Genomic DNA, 19705 nt, shown 5'->3' on the forward strand with positions numbered 1-19705 from the left:
CGTTTGCGCGCTGAACGCCGGATGCCCGAAACTCCAAGGCCAAGAGCGCCAATAACACTCCCACCCACATGGGTTGCCGAATTAGCCTCTGGATCGAGCCGGCGGGCTGCGGCTTGCTCGTTTCCGATGCCGGTACGCTTGGCTTAAGCAAGTTGATGATGCCCTCCAAAATGGTGTTCGCATTGGGCGGGTGCTGTACCTACATCCTGCGAAGTGCAAAGATCGGGCTTCGCAGCTCGGCTGGAAGCCCCTCACTTATGTGCAAGTGCGGACATCCGGGAATCCGTGACGCGGGAATTGCCGTGTATTCGATCCGGCAAAGCAAAAGGCCCCGGTTCCCCTCAAACAAAGGGAACCGGGGCCTCGCTATATGGCGGTGACGGTGGGATTTGAACCCACGTTGGCTGTTACACCAAACAACATTTCGAGTGTTGCACCTTCGGCCGCTCGGACACGTCACCAACTGAAATAGGGTACCGGAGTTGGGCCCTGTTCCCCAAAACGGCCGTCTCCGCAGAGACGGATCAAGGGTCAACTTCCGTCCCGCGCACAGCAACGATAGATTCATAAGCATCATGACGATCTCTCACAGCCAGGGCGAGCACCGCCCGGACACAGCGCAGGCCTACTGGGTTACGGAATCGGGCCACGGAGAACTCCGTAGGGAAGCCATCGAAGCCCCGCAGGACGGCGAAGCGCTGGTCCGAACGCTGTACTCGGGCGTCAGCCGGGGGACGGAGCGGGTGGTGCACGAGGGTCGCGTTCCGGAGCGGGTTGCGGACCTGATGCACGCGCCCCACCAGGAAGGCGACTTCCCGGGCCCCGTGAAGTACGGCTACTTGAACGTTGGCGTCGTCGAGCAAGGCCCGCATGAATGGCTGGGCAAGACGGTCTTCGCACTCCACCCGCACCAGGACCATTTTGTCTTTCCCACCAGCCAGCTCACTGCCATCCCGGACGATGTCCCGGCACGCCGCGCGGTGCTGACCGGCATTGTGGAAGTCGCCATCAACGCCATTTGGGAGGCCGGCCCCCGGCTCGGTGACCGTGTGGCCGTCGTCGGCGGCGGTTTGGTGGGTGGGGTCCTGGCGACGCTCCTGCGCAAGTATCCACTGGACCGGTTGGAACTCGTGGACGCCGATCCCGGCAAGGAAGAACTCGCCCGGAAGCTGGGCATCCGGTTCGCAGCCCCAGCTGAAGCCATGGATGACTGCGACATCGTCTTCCACTGTTCCGCCTCCAACGAAGGCCTCAAGCTCAGCCTCCAACTGGCCGGTGACGATTCGGACGTGATCGAACTTTCGTGGTTCGCCGACAAGGAAGTCACCCTGCCCCTCGGCGAGGATTTCCACGCCCGTCGGCTCAACATCCGCTCCAGCCAGGTGGGCGCCGTAGCCCTCCCAAGGAGGCACCGGAGGACCAACGGCCAACGCCTGCACGAAGCAGCGAAACAGCTGAAGGACCCGCTCTTCGACACGTTCATCACCAGTGAGTGCACGTTCCAAAACCTGCCCACCACGCTTGTTAAGTTGTTCGAACGGCCCGGTGGCTTCTGCCACGTGGTCGCCTACCCACAGCCGGAGGAATAAGACATGTTCAGCCTGACCGTCCGACGCCATTTCATGGTCGCCCACAGCCTTCCCCGGGAGGCGTTTGGCCCGGCCCAGGGCCTGCATGGCGCCACCTTCGTCGCCGAGGTGTCGTTCCGCCGTCGTGAACTCAACGACGACGCAATCGTGCTGGACATCGGCGCCGCCGGCGGCATCCTCGAGGAAATCCTCGCCGACCTGAACTACAAGAACCTGGACGAACACCCGGCGTTCAAGGGCAAGCTCTCCACCACGGAAGCGCTCGCCAAGCACATCGCGGACGTCATGGCAGCCCGCATCAAGAGCACCGACGACGGTCCCGCGCTGTCCGGCATCGACGTCGTCCTGCGCGAAAACCCCGACGCCTGGGCGGGCTATTCGCTGGAGCTTCCGGGCAACTAGGCCAGGCACGTGGACATCCGCTTCGTCGTCCCGGGCAACATCCGGCACGGGTCCGGCGGCAACAAGTACAACGCCGCGCTCGCACAGCACCTGACCGCGCTCGGCGCGCAGGTTGAGACAGTAACCGTCGACGGCGACTGGCCGGTGGGCAGCGAAGCGGACCGGAAACGTTTCGCGCAAGCGCTCGACGGCGGCACAACAGTGATTGCCGACGGCTTGGTTGCTAGCGGGGCGCCTGATGAAGTGGCCGCCGCGGTGGCTTCGGGAACCAGCACCTGGATCCTGTCGCACATGGCGCTGGCAGATCACCCGCAACTCGAGGGGAAGGCGCTTGCTGCTGCCAGCGGCGTGATCTGTCCAAGCGAGCATGCCGCAAGCGAACTGCGGGCCAGGCACGGGGACTTGGACATCCTCGTATCAAGGCCCGGAGTTGAGCCGGGGATCATCGCGGCGGGCTCGGATCCGCTGCGTATCGTGGCCGTGTCAGCGTTGCTGCCCAACAAGCAACAGACTTCGCTGGTTGAGGCGCTCAGCCAACTGACGGACCTGCCGTGGAGCGCGGTGCTGGTTGGTTCGCCGGATGCGGACCCGGTCTACGCAGCAAAGGTGCGGGCCGCCGTCGAACATCACGGACTGGAAAGCCGGGTGACCTTCGCCGGTGAGCTGGGTGGGGAAGCCCTCGAAGACCAATGGCACATGGCTGACCTCAGTGTGCTGATCTCCACATCCGAGGCTTTTGGCATGGTGGTTGTCGAGTCACTGGCGCATGGAGTTCCGGTGCTGGTAAGGCAGGGGACCGGTGCCGTGGAGGCGTTGGGTGGGAGCGGTGCAGGAGCTGCCTTGGATCTCGACGCCCCCGGGGTCCTGGCCGAAGCGCTCAGGACGTGGCTCACCGACGCGGAGCTACGCCGGACGTGGCGGGACGCGGCCTTGGCAGCCCGTGGGCGGCTTCAGAGCTGGGAGACTACTGCCCAGACCGTTCTTATGGCCATCGAGATGACAGTTAATGCCAATCCCGAGGCCTCCGATTGGCATTAACTGCCATCTCGCGGGCGGACGGCCTCGTTCAGGGCACCCGGTGAGCGGCAAAAAAGTCCCTCAGCAAAGCTGAGCATTCTTCCTCGCGTACACCCGCGTAGACCTCCACCCAGTGGTTCAGGCGGCGTTCACGGAGAATGTCGAACACCGATCCGACGGCCCCGGCCTTCTCATCCCACGCGCCGAACACGACCCGCGGAATCCTGGCAAGGACAATTGCACCGGCGCACATTGCACACGGTTCCAAGGTCACCACGAGCGTGCAATCCTCAAGCCGCCATCCGTCGCCGTCAGCTCCGGATTCAGCAGCCCGCCGGCGCAGTGCGGCGACCGCCTGCCGAATAGCCACAACCTCGGCGTGCGCGGTGGGGTCCCCGTGCGCCTCCCGTTCATTCCGGCCGGAACCCAGCACGCCGCCGTCGGGCCCCAGGATGACAGCCCCGATCGGAACATCGTCGGTTTCCAAGGCGCGCCGTGCTTCATGCAGGGCAAGGCCCATCCATGCCAAGTGATCTGCGTGATACGGCTCGGTAGGGCTCATGCCTCAATGATAGTTTTGGGGGATGCGCACACTCGTCGTGGACCACCCGCTGGTCGCTCACAAGCTCACCGTACTGCGGGACAAGAACACCCCCTCACCGGTCTTCCGGCAGCTCACCGAAGAACTCGTGACCCTCCTGGCCTACGAGGCTACCCGCGAGGTCAAGACCCAACCGGTGGAGATTGAAACCCCGGTCACCAAGACCATCGGCACCGCTTTCACCAAGCCCACCCCGTTGGTTGTCCCCATCCTCCGCGCCGGACTCGGCATGCTCGAAGGCATGACCAAGTTGGTCCCGACGGCCGAGGTCGGCTTCCTGGGCATGGCCCGCGACGAGGAAACCCTTGACATCATCACCTACGCCGAGCGTCTCCCCGAGGACCTGACAGGGCGCCAGGTGTTCGTCCTGGATCCCATGCTCGCAACCGGTGGCACCCTGCGCGAGGCCATCAAGTTCCTGTTCAAGCGTGGAGCCTCGGACGTCACGTGCATCTGCCTGCTGGCCGCTCCGGAGGGTCTGGCCAAGCTGGAAGAGGAACTCGCCGACGCCAACGTCAACATTGTTCTGGCGTCCATTGACGAGAAACTCAACGAGAAGTCGTACATCGTCCCCGGTCTCGGCGACGCGGGCGACCGCTTGTACGGGATCGCCGGCTAAGCAAAGACCCCTACTACTTTCCGCCGTGCCCCGCTAGCCTGTGGCGCATGGACTGGAAACTTGAACTGGTGTTTGTCCCCGTGTCCGACGTCGATCGCGCGAAGGATTTCTACGTCAACAAGGTCGGTTTCAACGCCGACTACGACGAACGACCTTCCGACGGCGTCCGCTTCGTCCAGCTCACTCCTCCGGGTTCGGCGTGCTCCATCGCCATCGGGGAAGGGTTGTCGGACGCACCTCCGGGCACCGCTCCGAGCCTTCAAATGGTGGTGGCGGACATCAACAAGGCCCATGAACAGCTCAAGGCCAACGGGGTGGACGTCAGCGATGTCGACGTCCAGGACTGGGGCCACTTTGTGTACTTCGCCGACCCCGACGGCAATAAGTGGGCGGTGCAGTACCTCCCGCAGCGGCCCAACGGGTAACCAACGCAGGCTCACTGTGCGGCAGGATGGAACCATGATCCTTCCTGCCGCACAGCCCGGTCCGGGACAAACCCGGCAAACCCTCACCGTTCGCGCCGTCCTCTTCGACATGGACGGAACGCTGGTGGATTCGACGGCCGTAGTAGAGCAGGTCTGGCTGGAGTTCGCAGAACGCTACGGGCTTGACTACACCGAGATCCTGCGGACCTCCCACGGCGTCCAGGCCGGCGACACGGTGCGCCGATACGCCCCGGCGGATGCCGACGTCGTTGCCCTCACCGCCGAACTCGGCGAGATGGAACGCAACCGTACAGACGGCATCATTGCCTTGCCGGGAGCTGAGGCCCTGCTCGAAGCTCTTCCGGACGAGGCCATCGCACTGGTCACTTCGGCCGACCGCATCCTCGCCGATATCCGCATGCAGGCCGCCGGACTCGCCATGCCTTCGACGGCGGTCACCGCCGAAGCCGTAACACGCGGCAAGCCGCATCCGCAGGGATACCTCAAAGCCGCGGCCTTGCTCGGTGCCGAACCGGCCGACGTCGTGGTTTTCGAGGACGCACCCGCAGGCATTGCCGCAGCAAGGGCCGCCGGGATGCGGACAGTGGTGGTAGGCAAGGCCGCCGCGCACCAAGCGGAACTGGAGCCTGGCATGTGGCGGATTCCCGACTACTCGGCGGTGACCGTGGAGGCAGTGAGGCACGACGACGGCGGCCACGTCATCACGCTCACGTTCTAGCCCTGTTCCACCCGGCCGGGCGGGAGTAGGCTGTGCGCATGTCTGCGTTGCCGGAGGCATACGGTGCTGCATTGGAGCGTGCCATGGTGCACGCCACCAATTGGCTCGCGTCGGTGCCCACCCGTTCAGTCCGCCCAAAGTCCGACGCCGACCAGGTCGCCGCAAGCATCCTGCCGCGGCTCCCCGACGAACCTGCCGATGCCGCCGCCGTCGTTGATGAGCTGGCTGCACTGGCCGAACCGGGACTGATGGCCATCCAGTCCGGACGTTTCTACGGCTGGGTCATGGGCGGCACTTTGCCGGCTGCCATGGCGGCGGATTGGCTTGTCTCCGCGTGGGACCAAAACGCAGGCCTGCGTTTTGCCACCCCGGCGGCGGCAGCGATCGAGGAATCTGCGGCCGATTGGTTGCTTGACTTGCTGCACTTGCCCGCTACCTCCGACGTCGGCTTCACCACGGGCGCCACGACCGCCAACTTCGTCGGGCTTGCCGCGGGAAGGCAGCACCTGATGGACGAGGCCGGCTGGGACTTGGAAGGCCTCGGCCTGTCCGGGGCGCCGAGGATCACGGTGTTTGCTGGGCGGGAGCGGCACGCTGCGGTTGACCTCGCTTTGAGGTATCTGGGCTTGGGGTCGTGCGTTCCCGTGGACGCAGACAGGGAAGGCAGGATCCTGCCCGACGCGCTGGAGGACGCCATGGGAGAGCAACCCGGCCCGGCGATCGTATGCCTCCAGGCGGGCAACCTGCACTCGGGTGCCTTCGATCCCATGGCTGACTCCATCGCCGTGGCCCGCGACCGTGGTGCGTGGGTCCACGTGGACGGCGCCTTTGGTTTATGGGCGGCTGCGAGTCCCAAACTGCGGGAACGCTTGGCAGGTGTGGAGCTCGCCGATTCCTGGGCCACCGATGCCCATAAGACACTCAACGTTCCTTACGATTGCGGTCTGGCAATCGTGGCCCGCCCCGAAGCCATGAGGCGGGCCTTCAGCGTTCATACGAGTTACCTGATAGCGACGGATGCCGGGCCGGGGGATCCTTTCGAGAAAGTTCCGGAGATGTCCCGCCGCGCCCGCGGTATTCCGGTGTGGGCTGCCCTGCGCCAATTGGGCCGGAACGGTGTCATCGACATGGTGGAGCGGCTGGCCGAGAACGCGCGGGCGCTCGCTGACGGCCTATCCTCGATCCCCGGGGTGGAAGTGCTCAATGACGTGGTGTTCACGCAAGTCTCGGTGACTTTCGGGAGCGACGAACGTACGCGCAGGATCACCCAGCGGCTCATGGCAGAAGGCGCCGTATGGATGTCAGGGTCTTCCTGGCAGGGCCGGGATATCCTGCGGATCTCCGTCAGCAACTGGTCCACGGACGACGCGGATGTGGCGGCGTCCATCGCAGCCGTACGCGCTGCGGTGGAGCAGGAACCCGAAGCCTAGTTAAACGCCAAAGCCGCCCCCGTTTCCGCCATCCGCTCCAGTAGGTACTGGTGCGTGTGGGGGCAACGGGAGCGGCTTCTCAGGCAACGTCCGGGTTTAGTACCAGTTGTTGGCCAGGTGGAATGCCAGGGCTGCCGACGGCGAACCGTAGCGTTCCTTGATGTAGTTCAGGCCCCACTTGATCTGGGTCTGGTAGTTGGTCTGCCAGTCAGCACCGGCGGAAGCCATCTTGCCGGCCGGCAACGACTGGACAATGCCGTAAGCACCGCTGGAAGCGTTGGTGGCAGTGGTGCGCCAGTTCGATTCCTTTTCCCACAGCGTGTTCAGGGCGGTCATTTCACCCGGACCCCAGCCGTAGTTGGCCAGGATGCTGGCAGCGTAGGCCTTCGCAGCGGCAGGATCGTCAACGGCCTTGGGGGCGGCAGCGGCGGCAGCAGCTTCTGCAGCAGCCTTGTCCGCAGCGGCCTTGGCGGCGGCGTCGGCTGCAGCCTTCTCAGCGGCAGCCTGGGCAGCAGCAGCCTGCTCGGCGGCGGCCTTGTCAGCTGCAGCCTTTTCGGCGGCAGCCTTCTCCGCAGCAGCCTTTTCGGCGGCGGCCTTGGCAGCTGCGGCCTTTTCAGCAGCGGCGCGCTTGGCGGCCTCAGCCTGGGCAGCGGCCTCAGCGGCAGCGTTCTCGCGGGTCTGCGGGTCCACCTGGACCGAAGCCTGGGTCTGTGCTGCCTGGCTCATCTCCGGAAGGTTGAACGCGGCGTTTGCGGCCTGCCCGAGCGATGCAACGCCCAGCGCGGCTGCGACGACGCCGGCTGCTACCGACATGCGGTGGCCGGTCCTGCCCTGGCGGGCAGCGTTCTTCAGGACATTCTGCGACTTGGTCAGGTGAGCGTTGTTCTCGTCACGGTGACGCGCCTCATGGCGCGACTGATCCTTGAATTCAGACATGCGTGATTACCTCTCAGCGCCTGCGGAGTTAGCTGTCGGGTTCGGATGAGGTCATCCGGCCGCGCGTGTAGCTGCGGCTTCACCCCAAGGGCCGGCGCAATGCCTGGCCCGGAGACTCTGGGTCCCCCGTCTCTGCCTCGAAATCAGAACGGAACTCCGGGAAGTGGCAGAGCTCGGCGCATCCCGGGTGCGGGCCAATGTTGGGGCGACCCACTCGTTCGACGGTACAGGAGGTTCAAGCGAAAGTCACATTTAGGTAACAGAGATCACGACGCCGGTGCGTCGCCTTGCCGGATTCGCCGCGCTTGGGATGTGCCCTAAGGAAGTGCGGGTCAGGATGTGCCACGGCGCCGCGATCATCGGGGCACTGAGCTGCCCAGGGGTTCGCAGGTGGCAGTCGAAGCCTTCTAGCAGATTGGAAGCCTGAATAACGAGCTTGGCGTCCGCTTCGATTGGACAGCATCCGTTTCAGATCGTGAGATTCCGCTGGTCGGGCGCTCGCGGGAATCCAGAGGGGCATCATGTCCCATTGATCGAAGAAAGTTCAGTCAGAACGCATTATTTCTGCCCTTGACCGAACAAAACCGCATTCATTTTTGCAATCCGCTGAATTGTGATTTGCGGCACAATACTCGCGCTTATCTCAGAATGTGGACGTTTCCGCCCTTTGTTACTTGCGTGTTGCCATTGTTACGTTGCACACTTCCAATGTGAACAAGAACTCAACAGCACCTGCAGCCGCAGCAATCTTCTCCAGCACACCCGCTGGCGACGAGTCCCGCTGTTGTCGAATGCAAGCCTAACTTCCCACCCCAGAAAAGTTTCAGGCATTCGCCCCCTAGCCCACCGTTGGGCGCCCCTCCCCAAACTCATTGCGGGGACACCAGCATTCGAAGCCGCGATGACGGCTATTCACTTTTGAGGTAAGCACTCCATGTCAGTTGCATCCGGATACGTCCACATCTCCGTCCGTAACGCCAACAAGGCCGCTTCCAACGCCGGCCTCCGCCCCGGTTTCGGTAACCGCCCCGGTTACGCACCCGGTGCCCAGGCTGCTGCCCAGCAGGCTCCGGGCTACGTTCCCCAGGGCTACAACCCGAACTCCTACGGACAGTTGCGCGCCGTGCCTGCCGCTACCGAGCCCGCAGCCATGACGGCACCCACTCCGGTGGTGGCCCAGTCCGAGCGTCTCCGGCCCGTGGCCAACGACAACGTAGCCCGCGGATTCGTGCTCTACATGGGCATTGACGAAGAGACCGCAGCTGCTGCCGGGACCTCCATTGCCAAGCTGGCCCAGGAAATCCGTGCTTACGCCCAGTCGCTCGTGACCGGCGCGGAAAGCTATGCCGCCGTCGCCGTTGCTCCCGCCAGCGCACCCGGGTCCGCGCTCGACGTCGTACGTTCCACGTTCGGTGACCCCACCGTCGCCGCACGCCAGCGCACCGAAGCCGCACGTCCGGCGCCCCAGCAGGAAGCGCGCCCGTCCGGTGTACTCATCGACCTCGCCCGCCGCGAAGTCCACCTCGACGGCGAATCGCTGAACCTGACATTCAAGGAATTCGAACTCCTCAACTACCTCGTGGAGAACGGCACCCGCACGGTGGGCCGTGACGAGCTCCTCGAAGGCCTGTGGCGGAACGCCGAGGAAGTCCCCAACGAGCGCACCATCGACGTCCACATCCGTCGTCTCCGCTCCAAGCTGGGCCGCCTCGCCAACACCGTCCGCACAGTCCGCGGCCAGGGCTACCGTTTCTACGAGCACCCCGAGGTCATCGTCTGGGCCGCTCCGGAATACTCGATCTGATCCTGTGACTGCCGGGAGGCGGCACATCCCTCTGCGCCAGTGCTCACTCGAGTAACCACAGCGCTGAGGGAATGTGCCGCCTTTCGTTTTGTCTGGTCAGTGAGCATCTGCCTGCCGCGGCTATAAGGTATTTGGATGAGCGACCACCACCTGAGACGGCTTGTGATCATGCGCCACGCCAAGGCGGACTGGCCCGTGGGCGTGCCCGACCATGAACGCCCCCTCGAGGAACGCGGGCACCGCGAAGCCCCGTTGGCCGGAAAATGGTTGTTGAAGCACAAGGTGGTCCCTGATTTCATCCTGTGTTCCTCGGCGCTCCGGACGCGCCAGACCTGCACGTGGATCTGCGATGAACTGGGCGAAAAAGCTCCTACGCCCAAGCTCGAGAACGGGCTGTACGCAGCCTCGGCCACAGAGATGCTCGCGGTCATCAACCACGTACCGGACACAGTTACTACGTTGATGGTGATCTCCCACATGCCGGGCGTGCAGGACCTTGCCATGCGGCTGGCTTCCCGGGACTCGGACCACGACGCCTACATGGATGCCGCCACCCGCTACCCGACCAGCGCCTTGACCGTGCTGGAGACGGAGAAGCCTTGGGCTGAGCTCGACGGGCAAGACGCGCGTTTGATCCACTTCAAGGTGCCGCGCCACTAACCCCCCGCCTCTTACCCCAACTGGCTGGCATTAGGGGTTGTTCCCAGCGCTTTTGGCAACCACTACTGCGAGTCAGTCGGGACCGCGGGGAGCTCTTCAGCGGCGGCCACCTCCCGGAGAAGGCGAACCGTGTGGCGGATGTTGGGACTCGCTGCCATGGTCTTGCGGTACACGATCCCTACGGCGCGCTGCTGTACGGGATTCACTACCGGGACGGCAACAACGCCCGCCGGAAGTGGCGGCCTGCCCAGCCGGGGGACCAGCGCCACGGCCACCGACTGTTCAACCATGGCGATGTGCGTCGAAAAGTCCGGATCGTAGACTCGAATATCCGGCACGCGGCCCAAACCAGCGAAGATCTGCAGTAGGGCCTCGTTACAGATGGCTCCCGCCGGAGTGCTCACCCACGTTTCGTCCAACAGGTCAAGGCGTTCGACGGCGGTCCTCGCCGCCAGCGGATGGCTGACGTTGAGCAGGACGTCGGCCTGGTCGAGGCATAGGTCTTCGTGGGCCATGTTCTCCGGGATCACGAGTGGCACGGAGTTCCAGTTGTGGACTACCGCGAGCTCGGCTTCGCCGGTTGCAACGCGTTGGATGGCCTCGCGCGGGTCCTCGGCGAGCACGCTGACCTCCAGCTCGGAATTGGTAGTCGCGATCCGTCCCAGCATGGGGCCCACCAGGCCGCGGCAGGCTGTCGAGAAGGCCACCAGCCGGAGTGTGCCGGACGGCTTCTCCGGATCCGCCAGCAGGGTTGCCTGCAATTCCTCGAGCTCGCCCAGAATGCGCCGACCGTATCCGGCCAGGGCTACACCACGTTCGGTAAGGAGTACCCCGCGCCCGTTGCGTTCGAGCACTGCGACTCCGGCCTGCTTCTCAAGCTTCTTGATCTGCTGCGAAACGGCGGACGGGCTGTAACCCATTGCCTCTGATGCGGCCACCACGGACCCGTGCTGATCGACCGCAACCAGGGCCCGGAGCGTGGAGATACCGATCATGAAGCAAATCTACATTGTCTCGTGCCGAATTCAACGCTGGTGCTTCATTGAAATGAACGTAAGAGTGGACTTGTGAACCTTCGTCATTCCTTGCTCGCAGTGCTCGTTGCCGTGCTGTGGGGCATCAACTTCGTTGCCATTGACCTCGGCCTGCACCCCGACGGGCGGGACGTGCCCCCGTTGTTGTTCGTAGCCTTTCGTTTCCTGTTGGTGGTGTTTCCCTGCATCTTCTTCATCCGCAAACCTGACGTGGGCTGGAAGGCGATTCTCGGCGTCGGGCTCTTTATGAGCGCAGGGCAGTTCGGGCTGCTGTACCTGGGCATGGCGCTGGGCATGCCGGCGGGGCTGGCTTCGCTTGTCCTTCAGGCGCAGGTGCTTTTCACTATCCTGCTTGCCGGACGGTTCCTGAGTGAGCGGCCGACGCGGAGGCAGATGGTGGGCGTGGTCCTGGGCATTGTCGGCTTGGGTGTAGTGGCTTTGGGTCGGAGTGCCGTGGCTCCGGTGCTGCCGCTCATGATCGTGCTGGCCGCCGCTTTGTCCTGGGCGGTTGGAAACGTGGTGGCCCGGCACTCAAAAGCCACGTCCGGCTTGGGCTTGGTGGTGTGGTCCGGGGCCGTGGTTCCTCTGCCGATGGTGGCTTTGTCCCTTGCGGTGGACGGTCCGGACGCGGTGCTGGAAACCATTGTTGACCTGCAACCGGCAACCATCCTGAGCGCGGTGTACACGGCCGCCTTCGCATCCCTGGTTGGTTACGGAATCTGGAACCGGCTGCTGACGCTCTACCCAAGTTCCGACGTCGTGCCGTTCACGCTGCTGGTTCCGGTGGTGGGGATGACCGCCGCGTGGTTGGTGCTGAGCGAAGTCCCGACCGCAGCCGAGATCCTGGGCGGCCTGGTCCTGCTCCTTGGCGTGGCGACGGCTGTGCTGGGTGTGCCCCGCAAACGATCCGTTGTCAGGTCCGGTGAACGCCTCAAGATTCCGCGCTAGGGCGCAGGACGGGCCTCGCAGCTAGCGCTTGGTGGCAGGCTTGCGCTGGGTGGAAGCGTTCGACGCCGGGCGCTTGGCAGGCGTCGTTGGCTTGCGGGGAGCGGGGCGCTTGGCTTGGGTGGCCGGGCGCGGGGTCGGATTTCGCTGGGCGGGTGCCCGTTGGGCCGTTGGCGGGCTTGGTTTCCGCTGGGCCGGTGGCCGCTTGGTAACAGGGGCCGGCCGCTTGGCGGGAGCTGTAGCAGCCGTTCGCGAGCCAAATGACGGCATCACGGCGCCGAGGAACAGGACCGCCACAGTTCCCACGCCGGCAACGGCGGCGAGGTAGAAGTAAATGTCCGAGTCCTGGCTGCTGACGGCACTGCCCATGGCGTTGGAATCCTGGTTGAATGCCAGCCCCCACATCCGGAGGAAGGCTATGCCGAACCCGATGAACAACGTGGTGCCCACCGCGGCCAGAAGGACAACCAGGTAGCGGCGTCGGTTGAAGACCTGGACCAGCGAGGCCAGGTAACAAGTGAGGACGGCGCCAAGGAAGAGGTAAAGGACGACCTCTTCAAGGACCACTGCGGCCAACACCAAAAGCCCGAGGGAGACGAAAGCGGCTACGATCGCGAGCTTTCCACTGTTCCCCATGTGACGCATGGGGTTAATCATCGCCGACCAAGCCGCTACGCCACGCCGTCGTAGATTGCAGTTCTGTACCGTTCATGGAAGCGGGGTGTCTGCGGGTTAAACGGCAGGGCTATTTGATCACGTACCCGTGCATGATGGTCATCACGGCGGCCACGCTTTGCCCGCGGGTTCGTTCCGGGTTGTAGGTTTGCCGGTCGAGTCCCACCACAAAGATGGCACCGAGGATGGCCGCTTCCAGGCTTCCCCGGGCAATGCTCTGGTCAACAGGATAGTCGCCCGCCACGTGGTCTACGGCCGACCCGATCACGGCCAGAAGCTCGCCCCGGAGTTCGGCAAACACCGCGCTCCACTCACCGGGAGCGCGCCAGTTTTCGCTGACCCACAGCCGCGCGAAGGAGGGATAGTCGTCCATGAACTCCATGGCTTGCTCCACCATGTTGGTCATGGCGTCCAGGGGGTCCGCAACCTGCCCTTCAATGGCTTGGAGGCGTCCGAGCATGATGTCCACTCCGTGGCGCAGGAGCTGGGCGATCAAGTCCGACTTGCTGCCGAAGTTGTAATAGACCGTTCCCTTGGAGACTCCGGCTGCGGCCGCGATTTCGTCAACCGTCACGCCGGCTGCTCCGCGTTCTCCGATGAGTTCCATCGAGGCCTCGAAAAGACGCTGCTTGGTGGCGTTGGTGCGCTCGGGACGTAGCTTCTTTCCGGTGGCACCCGTGATGTCGGCAGCCCGGACGGTGACAGCGCGGGCCCGTGCGGCCTCTGGGGTGCTCATACGGCGATCTCCGGCTTCAACGTCTTGAGGGTCCACGTCTTATGTTTGCGGACTGCAAGGGTGGACAGTACTGCTCCCAGCACAGTGTAGCCAAGGAGGCCCAGTACCGTTGGCCAGATCATGGTCAGTTCGCCACCGTAGATCAGGTGCCGCATACCGGTGACCACGTAACCCATCGGCAGGACTTCATGGACTACGTGCAGCGGCATCGGCGTGGTTTGCCAAGGGAACGTGCCCCCCGAGGACACCAGCTGAAGGACCAGCAGGATCAGCACCACGAACTTGCCCGGCGTACCCAGGAAGGCCACGATTCCTTGGATGATCGCGCTGAATGCCATCGCCGCGGCCAGCATGAACAGCCACGTGCCCACGGGGTGTGCCGGGTTCAGTCCCAGGCCCAGGTTCACTACGAGCGTCAGGAGGGTGGCCTGCAGGACGGACACCGCGAAGAACGGCAGCCAGCCACCGACGGCGATTTTCCATGCCCGGGCATTGGACGCCAGCGCCCGTTGGGTGATGGGTCGCATGGCTTGAACGAGCATGAACACGCCGATCCAGAGGGCAAGGGTGAGGAAGAAGGGCGCCAGGCCCGCCCCATAGGAGCTCGCCTTGGCCTGGGAGACGTTGTCCACCGCCACGGGGTCGGCGATCACCTTGGAAACGTTGCTCTTCTGTTCGTCATTGGGGTTCGGAATGTCGCCTGCGCCCTTGGACAGTTCAGAGGCCAGGGTGCCGGCGCCATCGGATGCCGTCACTGCTCCGGTGGCGAGTTGTCCGGCGCCGTCATCCAGCCGGTGTGCGCCGCCGTCGAGCTTGGTGGCTCCGTCCAGCGCGGCCTGTTGGCCGCTTGCCAGGGTGGATGCACCGGTGCTGAGCTGGTCCGCGCCTGCGGAGGCCTTGCCGATGGCGTCCGTCAGCGCAGGCGTTGCTGCGGCGAGTTTCGCGGCGCCGGCACTCACTGCGGCTGAGCCGTCGGAGAGCTGCTGGATCTTGGCCGCGTCATGGGCGATCTTCGTCCTGGCGTCCGACACCGGACCGGAAGCCGCTGCCGCGTCGAACTCCGCCAGGACCTTGGCTGCCTGTTCCGGCGTCAGAATACCTGCCGCGACCAGCTTGGAGTTGGACTCCACAACACGGTTTCGCAAGCCCTTGTCCGCTGCGTCCAACTGCCCGACGACGTCCTGAACCTTCGCGTTCAGCTGCGCATTCCCGGCGGCTACTTGGGCGGCACCGTCGGCCAGTTTGCGCGAATCGGCCGGGAGCGTGGCGGTCTTGTTCTGCAATTCGTTGAGCCCGGAACTGAGTTGGCCGGCTCCGGTGTTGAGCTGGTTGGCGCCGTCACGAAGTTTCGTCTGGCCGTCAACCAGCTGGTCGGCACCGGTAGCCAACTCCGTGGTGCCGGCGTGAAGGGTTGCAGCGCCATCACGGAGCTTGCCGACGCCGTCAGCGAGTTCCCCGGCGCCGTCGGCGGCTTTGACGATGGAGGCGTGGATGGTGCCGAAGCCCGTGAGGAGTTGGTTGGCCGTTTCCTCGCCTACTTCCTTGGCCACGGTGGAGTGCACCGCGGTGGTGAGTTTGTCCACGATGGTGCTGAGGAGGTAGTTGTTCGCGTCATTGGTGGTGACGTGGAGCATTGCCTGATTGGCGGCGTCGAAGCTGCCGGGAGAGGCGAGGTTCGCGGAGAATTCCTCGGGAATCCGCAACGCGAAGGCGTATTTGCCGGTCTTGACCCCGGCGTCCGCCTCCTCGGCGTTGGCGACTTGTTTCCAGTTGAAGACGTGCCCGTCCACCAGGTTGTCTGCCACTTTCTTGCCGGCCTGCAGTTCCGCGCCGTCCTGTGACGTGGCGCCCTTGTCTTCCACCACCAAGGCAGCGTCGATCCGGTCCAGGTTTCCGTACGGATCCCAGTTCGCGTAGAGGTACACGGCTCCGTACAGCAAGGGAACCATGGTGAGGGCGAGGATGGTCAGCTTGGGCAGGAGCCCGCCGGTCATGCGCTTGAGTTCGGAGCGGGCGAGCCGCAGAACAGTCACGATGTAGTCCTTTGGAGGTGGTGGGTTGGAACAGGTTCGGTGTTTTCGGGTGCAGGCTCTGCCTCCGGTTCGGCCGGGCGCCGGACCGAGTTGCCGATCACCGCTGCGGGGCCTGTCCAGTTGTCCGGAAGGGCTGAAACGATCCCGACGACGGCGAGCGGCCGCCCGGCGTCGGAGGCCAACGCCTGAAGTCGAGGCAACCACGCGGCGGGGTCGGCACTATGGCGGTCTGGTGAGTCGACCACCAGGAGGTCCACGGCGGGATCGGCCAGTGCGAGGGCGGTCAGTAGTTCCAAGCGGCGCCCGGCCGGTAGCTGTTCAATCCAGAGTCCGGCAATGTCCTCGAACCGGTTGACCTTCAGCCATGGCTTGCTGAGCAATGCGCCGCGGTAACGGCGCGGGATGAGCGCCAGGTCCTCGGTGACCAGGTCGCGGACGCTGAGGTGCTGTTCCGGTTCGTTGACGCCGGGGGAGTCCACCAGGGCGCTGGCGGTCCGGATCTTCTTGGTCTTTGGCTGGTTGTCCCAGCTCAGCGTCCCGCTGCCCGGCTTCATCCGGCCGCTGAGGGCCAGCGCCAGGGCCGTCCGTTGTTCCTGTCCTTGGCCGGAAGCCAGGAGGAGTTCGCCGCGCTTGGCTTCGAGTGATGTTGGCGGGAGGAGATCGGTTCGCCGGCCGTTGATGTGAAGTTGCTGTGCAGACAGCACGGGCAGGGCCTTTCGGAGTAACGATGTCTGCGTCGAGTCTAACTAAACTGACCAGTCAGTTCAAATAGTGCGCTCTCACAACCGGACGGCTCCCGGCGTAGGCTTCTCCCATGACAGCCGAAAATTCCCGCGAATTCGACGTAATCGTGATCGGAGCGGGCGCCGTCGGAGAGAACGTCGCGGACCGTGTGGTGCAAGGCGGTTTGTCTGCCGTGGTGATCGAAGCCGAGCTCGTGGGCGGCGAGTGTTCGTACTGGGCCTGCGTCCCTTCCAAGGCACTCCTCCGACCCGGCAGCGCCTTGCACGCAGCCCAGCTGATCCCCGGCGCAACCGAGGCTATTACCGGAGTCCTGGATGCCGAAGCGGCCCTCAAACACCGGGACTGGTTCACCAACAACTGGCAGGATGGCAGCCAGGTGGAATGGCTTGAGAGCACGGGCATTGAGCTCATCCGGGGACGGGGACGGATTACCGGGCCGCGCGAAGTCCAAGTTGATGGCCTGGACGGTAACAGCTACGCGCTCAAGGCCCACCACGCCGTGGTCATCGCTACGGGTTCCAGCCCCACGGTCCCCGATGTGGAAGGATTGTCCGACGTTCCGTTCTGGACCACCCGGGGAGCCACCGCAGCCAAGAAGGTACCCAGGCGCCTCGCCGTCCTCGGCGGGGGAGTGGCCGGCGTCGAGCTGGCCCAGGCTTTCGCCCGGCTCGGCTCCATGGTCACGCTCATCGCCCGCAGCCGCCTGCTCAGCAGCTACCCGGAGGAAGCCGCCGCACTGGTCCTCGCCGGGCTCAGGGCGGACGGCGTGGCAGTGCACCTGCACACCGACGTCGACAAGGTGGAAAAGGACGACGACGGGTCACTCACCCTCACGTTCGACGGGACCACAGTGAGCGCCGACGAACTCCTGGTCGCTTCCGGGAGGCACCCCGCGCTGGCAAACCTCGGCCTGGAAAATGTCGGCATCTCATCCGATGACGGGAAGCTCACCCTGACCACGGACGTCAGCGGATTGGTGGACGGCCCCGCAAGCGACGGCACCAGCGGCTACTGGCTCTACGCTGTGGGCGACGCTGCCGGGAAGGCCCTGCTGACTCATCAGGGAAAGTACGCGGCCCGCGCCACCGGAGACGCAATCGTCGCGCGGGCCAAGGGCAAGCTGCATGGCACGCCCAAGCCCTGGAGCCCGTGGGCCCAAACCGCCAACCGGCACGCTGTACCGAGCGTTGTGTTCACGGACCCCGAAGTTGCCTCCGTAGGCCCGAGCCTTGAACAGGCACTCTTGGACGGAAAGAACGTCACGGGTGTCGAACTGCCCATCAACGTCTCCGGATCGCAGCTCTACTCGCCCGACTACAAAGGCTGGGCGCAGATCGTCGTCGATGAGGACCGCCGGGTCATTCTGGGCGCAACCTTCGCGGGTCCCGGGGTAGCTGAACTCCTGCACGCCGCAACCATCGCGATTGTGGGTGAGGTGCCCCTTGACCGACTCTGGCACGCCGTCCCGGCCTTCCCCACCATGAGCGAAGTGTGGTTGCGCTTGCTGGAGAAGTACGGGCTCTAAGCGGCGACCGCGAAATTTGCTCAATCATTCCCGTGTGAACCCTGGCTTCCCCTATAACTGCGGGGGTGCGGGAACGGCATGCGGCTAATGATTGAGCAAATTGTGGTGCTACGCGTGCATCGCACCCGTGAACCAGCCCGTAATGGACGCCGGGTGGGTGATGGCCGTGCCGACCACTACCGCGAAGGCGCCGGCATCGAGGGCCTGCCGGGCATGGGCAGGTGTATGGATGCGGCCCTCGGCGATGAGCGGCTTGCCCAGGTTCGCCGACGTGATTTCCGCCAGCAACGCCAGATCCGGCCCGTCGGTCTTGGGGCGCTCGCCGGAGTACCCGGCGAGGGTGGTTCCGATGAGGTCTGCACCGCCTTGGACGGCAGCGGCCGCGTCATCGAACGAGCCGCAATCGGCCATTACCAAGGCATGGGATTCGGCGTGGATACCGGCGATGGTCTCTGCCAGGGACAAGCCGTCCGGCCGGGCACGCCGAGTCCCGTCGATGGCCACCACATGCGCGCCGGCATTCGCCACGGCAAGGGCATGACGGAGGGTGGGGGTGATGAAGACGCCGTCGTGGCCGTCTTTCCAGAGTCCGATTACCGGCACCTCGACGGCGGCGCGGGTGAACTGCACGTCTGCCAACCCTTGGACGCGAACGGCCGCAGCACCGCCAATGACCGCCGAAGCGGCCACCTGGCCGGTGGTGCGGGGATCGCGCATAGGTTCGCCGGGGTAGGCCTGGCAGGAAACGATCAGCTGGGAACGGAGGGCCTCGAGGCCTTCGGCGGTGAGGATCATGGTCCCTTCCTTACTTAAGTACGAGTTTCGCAGCGCCGACGACCGCCGCCGTGTTACCCAGGGTGGCGCGAACCACGGGCACGGAAGCCAGCGGGGCAAGGAGTTCCTGCCGCAGGGCGGCCTCCATGGGCGTCCACCAAAGCTCCCCGGCGTCGGCGAGGCCGCCGGACACCACCACGACTTCCGGGTCAAGGATATTGATGAGGCCGCCCAGGGCTTGCCCGGCCGCTTTGGCACCGAGCCCGACGGCGGCACGGGCCGCGGCGACCACTGCACCGTGAGCGGCGCCGGCACCGGCGTCGTGGTTATCCTGGGCGATCGCGAACACGCCGCGGGTATCGGCCGCCTCCGACGCCGGGCCGCCGAAGCGAAGGTACGCCGCGTGGATGGCGGGCCCGGAAGCGACGGCTTCCACGTGCCCGAAGCCACCGCACACGCAGGGCAGCGGATTTCCGTCCACTACGGCGTAGGGGGACGCGAAGTGCCCCACATGGCCGCCAACAAAACGGTGTCCCAGGAGCGGCGAGCCGTTCAGGACGAAGCTGCCGCCCACGCCTGTACCGAAGGCGACCATGAGGGAACTGTCGGTGCCTGCGGCTGCGCCCAGCCATGCCTCGCCGAGGGCGTGTGCATGGACGTCGTTGACGGCCCGGACCGGAAGTCCCACCCGGGCGGAGAGCCCTGCAACCAGCTTCGTTCCGGTCCAGCCCAGGATGGCATCCGTTGCGGAGACCACGGTCCCGGCTGCGGCGTCGATGACTCCCGCTGAGCCGACGCCGACGCCGGACACTGTCAGTCCGGCGTCGGCAGCGCGCTCAACCAAGCCCGAAACCAGCGCTGCGGTGGCATCCAGGACTGCTTCGCCACCGGTCCGGTTCAGCGTCGGAATGGTGTCCGACATCAATACTTCCCCGGACTCTGACACAACCCCGGCGGCGGTTTTGGTACCGCCGAGGTCAACGCCGATCACGTGGGTCATGGAAGCGGTCATCGAAC

20 protein-coding genes, 1 tRNA gene and 1 riboswitch are annotated in these 19705 nt (G+C 64.9%); of the genes, 11 read left to right on the plus strand and 10 right to left on the minus strand.

The window, feature by feature from the left end:
* Nucleotides 1-371: 371 nt before the first annotated feature.
* A tRNA-Ser gene (locus OCL88_RS13730) sits at nt 372-461 on the minus strand.
* A 114-nt stretch (nt 462-575) separates the two neighbouring features.
* Here OCL88_RS13730 and OCL88_RS13735 point away from each other — a divergent pair.
* The 3 genes from OCL88_RS13735 to OCL88_RS13745 are packed head-to-tail and all read left to right on the plus strand — an operon-like array spanning nt 576 to nt 3029.
* A complete protein-coding gene (locus OCL88_RS13735; protein ID WP_264962868.1) occupies nt 576-1589 on the plus strand; it encodes a zinc-dependent alcohol dehydrogenase in 1014 nt (337 codons plus the stop codon).
* Nucleotides 1590-1592: 3 nt separating this feature from the next.
* Entirely contained in the window at nt 1593-1991 is a 399-nt protein-coding gene (locus tag OCL88_RS13740) for a 6-pyruvoyl trahydropterin synthase family protein (RefSeq protein ID WP_264962869.1), read from the plus strand.
* Between the two features lie 9 nt (nt 1992-2000).
* The gene (locus OCL88_RS13745) at nt 2001-3029 is read left to right on the plus strand and encodes a glycosyltransferase family 4 protein (RefSeq protein WP_264962870.1); all 1029 of its coding nucleotides are present in this window, start codon (nt 2001-2003) and stop codon (nt 3027-3029) included.
* A 28-nt stretch (nt 3030-3057) separates the two neighbouring features.
* Here the strand turns inward: OCL88_RS13745 and OCL88_RS13750 are convergent, their stop codons facing one another.
* A complete protein-coding gene (locus tag OCL88_RS13750) occupies nt 3058-3570 on the minus strand; it encodes a nucleoside deaminase (RefSeq protein WP_264962871.1) in 513 nt (170 codons plus the stop codon).
* 22 nt (nt 3571-3592) lie between these two features.
* Between OCL88_RS13750 and upp the strand changes: the two genes are divergently transcribed.
* From upp to OCL88_RS13770, 4 genes are read left to right on the plus strand one after another with little or no spacing between them, the layout of a single operon-like run.
* Nucleotides 3593-4228, plus strand: coding sequence for a uracil phosphoribosyltransferase (gene upp / locus OCL88_RS13755; protein WP_021474806.1), 636 nt, complete (start codon nt 3593-3595; stop codon nt 4226-4228).
* A 47-nt stretch (nt 4229-4275) separates the two neighbouring features.
* Complete coding sequence (locus OCL88_RS13760) at nt 4276-4653, plus strand: VOC family protein (protein ID WP_021474805.1); 378 nt, start codon at nt 4276-4278, stop codon at nt 4651-4653.
* Between the two features lie 34 nt (nt 4654-4687).
* Nucleotides 4688-5392: an HAD-IA family hydrolase gene (locus tag OCL88_RS13765; RefSeq protein ID WP_166187644.1), complete on the plus strand. Its 705-nt coding sequence runs from the start codon at nt 4688-4690 to the stop codon at nt 5390-5392.
* 38 nt (nt 5393-5430) lie between these two features.
* A complete protein-coding gene (locus OCL88_RS13770; protein ID WP_264962872.1) occupies nt 5431-6822 on the plus strand; it encodes a pyridoxal phosphate-dependent decarboxylase family protein in 1392 nt (463 codons plus the stop codon).
* Nucleotides 6823-6918: 96 nt separating this feature from the next.
* Here the strand turns inward: OCL88_RS13770 and OCL88_RS13775 are convergent, their stop codons facing one another.
* Complete coding sequence (locus tag OCL88_RS13775; RefSeq protein ID WP_264962873.1) at nt 6919-7758, minus strand: hypothetical protein; 840 nt, start codon at nt 7756-7758, stop codon at nt 6919-6921.
* 5 nt (nt 7759-7763) lie between these two features.
* A riboswitch (cyclic di-AMP (ydaO/yuaA leader) is annotated at nt 7764-7917 on the minus strand.
* Between the two features lie 775 nt (nt 7918-8692).
* On the opposite strand from OCL88_RS13775, the gene OCL88_RS13780 reads away from it, so the two are divergent.
* Both OCL88_RS13780 and OCL88_RS13785 read left to right on the plus strand, forming a co-directional pair.
* Entirely contained in the window at nt 8693-9562 is an 870-nt protein-coding gene (locus tag OCL88_RS13780) for a winged helix-turn-helix domain-containing protein (RefSeq protein WP_166187650.1), read from the plus strand.
* A 135-nt stretch (nt 9563-9697) separates the two neighbouring features.
* Nucleotides 9698-10222, plus strand: a complete 525-nt coding sequence (locus OCL88_RS13785; RefSeq protein ID WP_062095224.1) for a SixA phosphatase family protein — start codon at nt 9698-9700, stop codon at nt 10220-10222.
* A gap of 62 nt (nt 10223-10284) precedes the next feature.
* Here the strand turns inward: OCL88_RS13785 and OCL88_RS13790 are convergent, their stop codons facing one another.
* Nucleotides 10285-11217, minus strand: coding sequence for a LysR family transcriptional regulator (locus tag OCL88_RS13790; protein ID WP_264962874.1), 933 nt, complete (start codon nt 11215-11217; stop codon nt 10285-10287).
* 72 nt (nt 11218-11289) lie between these two features.
* Here OCL88_RS13790 and OCL88_RS13795 point away from each other — a divergent pair, with 72 nt between their 5' ends.
* Nucleotides 11290-12204 (plus strand): EamA family transporter, encoded by a 915-nt coding sequence (locus OCL88_RS13795; RefSeq protein ID WP_264962875.1) that lies wholly within the window; start codon nt 11290-11292, stop codon nt 12202-12204.
* A gap of 21 nt (nt 12205-12225) precedes the next feature.
* Here OCL88_RS13795 and OCL88_RS13800 read toward each other — a convergent pair whose 3' ends face one another.
* The 4 genes from OCL88_RS13800 to OCL88_RS13815 form a co-directional block, all read right to left on the minus strand.
* Complete coding sequence (locus OCL88_RS13800) at nt 12226-12846, minus strand: hypothetical protein (protein ID WP_264962876.1); 621 nt, start codon at nt 12844-12846, stop codon at nt 12226-12228.
* A gap of 100 nt (nt 12847-12946) precedes the next feature.
* Nucleotides 12947-13612, minus strand: coding sequence for a TetR/AcrR family transcriptional regulator (locus OCL88_RS13805; protein ID WP_166186831.1), 666 nt, complete (start codon nt 13610-13612; stop codon nt 12947-12949).
* A complete protein-coding gene (locus tag OCL88_RS13810; RefSeq protein ID WP_166186832.1) occupies nt 13609-15645 on the minus strand; it encodes a YhgE/Pip domain-containing protein in 2037 nt (678 codons plus the stop codon). The genes OCL88_RS13805 and OCL88_RS13810 overlap by 4 nt, the downstream gene beginning before the upstream one ends.
* On the minus strand, nt 15642-16349 hold the full coding sequence (locus OCL88_RS13815; protein ID WP_166186833.1) for an ABC transporter ATP-binding protein: 708 nt from the start codon (nt 16347-16349) through the stop codon (nt 15642-15644). Before OCL88_RS13815 ends, OCL88_RS13810 begins: the two co-directional genes overlap by 4 nt.
* A gap of 110 nt (nt 16350-16459) precedes the next feature.
* Between OCL88_RS13815 and OCL88_RS13820 the strand changes: the two genes are divergently transcribed.
* Nucleotides 16460-17914 carry a dihydrolipoyl dehydrogenase family protein gene (locus OCL88_RS13820; RefSeq protein ID WP_264962877.1) on the plus strand — a complete coding sequence of 485 codons (1455 nt, stop codon included), beginning with the start codon at nt 16460-16462 and terminating at the stop codon, nt 17912-17914.
* Between the two features lie 108 nt (nt 17915-18022).
* On the opposite strand, the gene OCL88_RS13825 is transcribed toward OCL88_RS13820, so the two are convergent.
* Together OCL88_RS13825 and OCL88_RS13830 are read right to left on the minus strand one after the other, a co-directional pair.
* Nucleotides 18023-18709 (minus strand): N-acetylmannosamine-6-phosphate 2-epimerase, encoded by a 687-nt coding sequence (locus OCL88_RS13825; RefSeq protein WP_021474548.1) that lies wholly within the window; start codon nt 18707-18709, stop codon nt 18023-18025.
* 10 nt (nt 18710-18719) lie between these two features.
* Nucleotides 18720-19688: an ROK family protein gene (locus OCL88_RS13830; RefSeq protein WP_264962883.1), complete on the minus strand. Its 969-nt coding sequence runs from the start codon at nt 19686-19688 to the stop codon at nt 18720-18722.
* Nucleotides 19689-19705: the final 17 nt, after the last annotated feature.

The organism is Paenarthrobacter sp. PAE-2 (assembly GCF_026013155.1).
Classification (GTDB): domain Bacteria; phylum Actinomycetota; class Actinomycetes; order Actinomycetales; family Micrococcaceae; genus Arthrobacter; species Arthrobacter ureafaciens.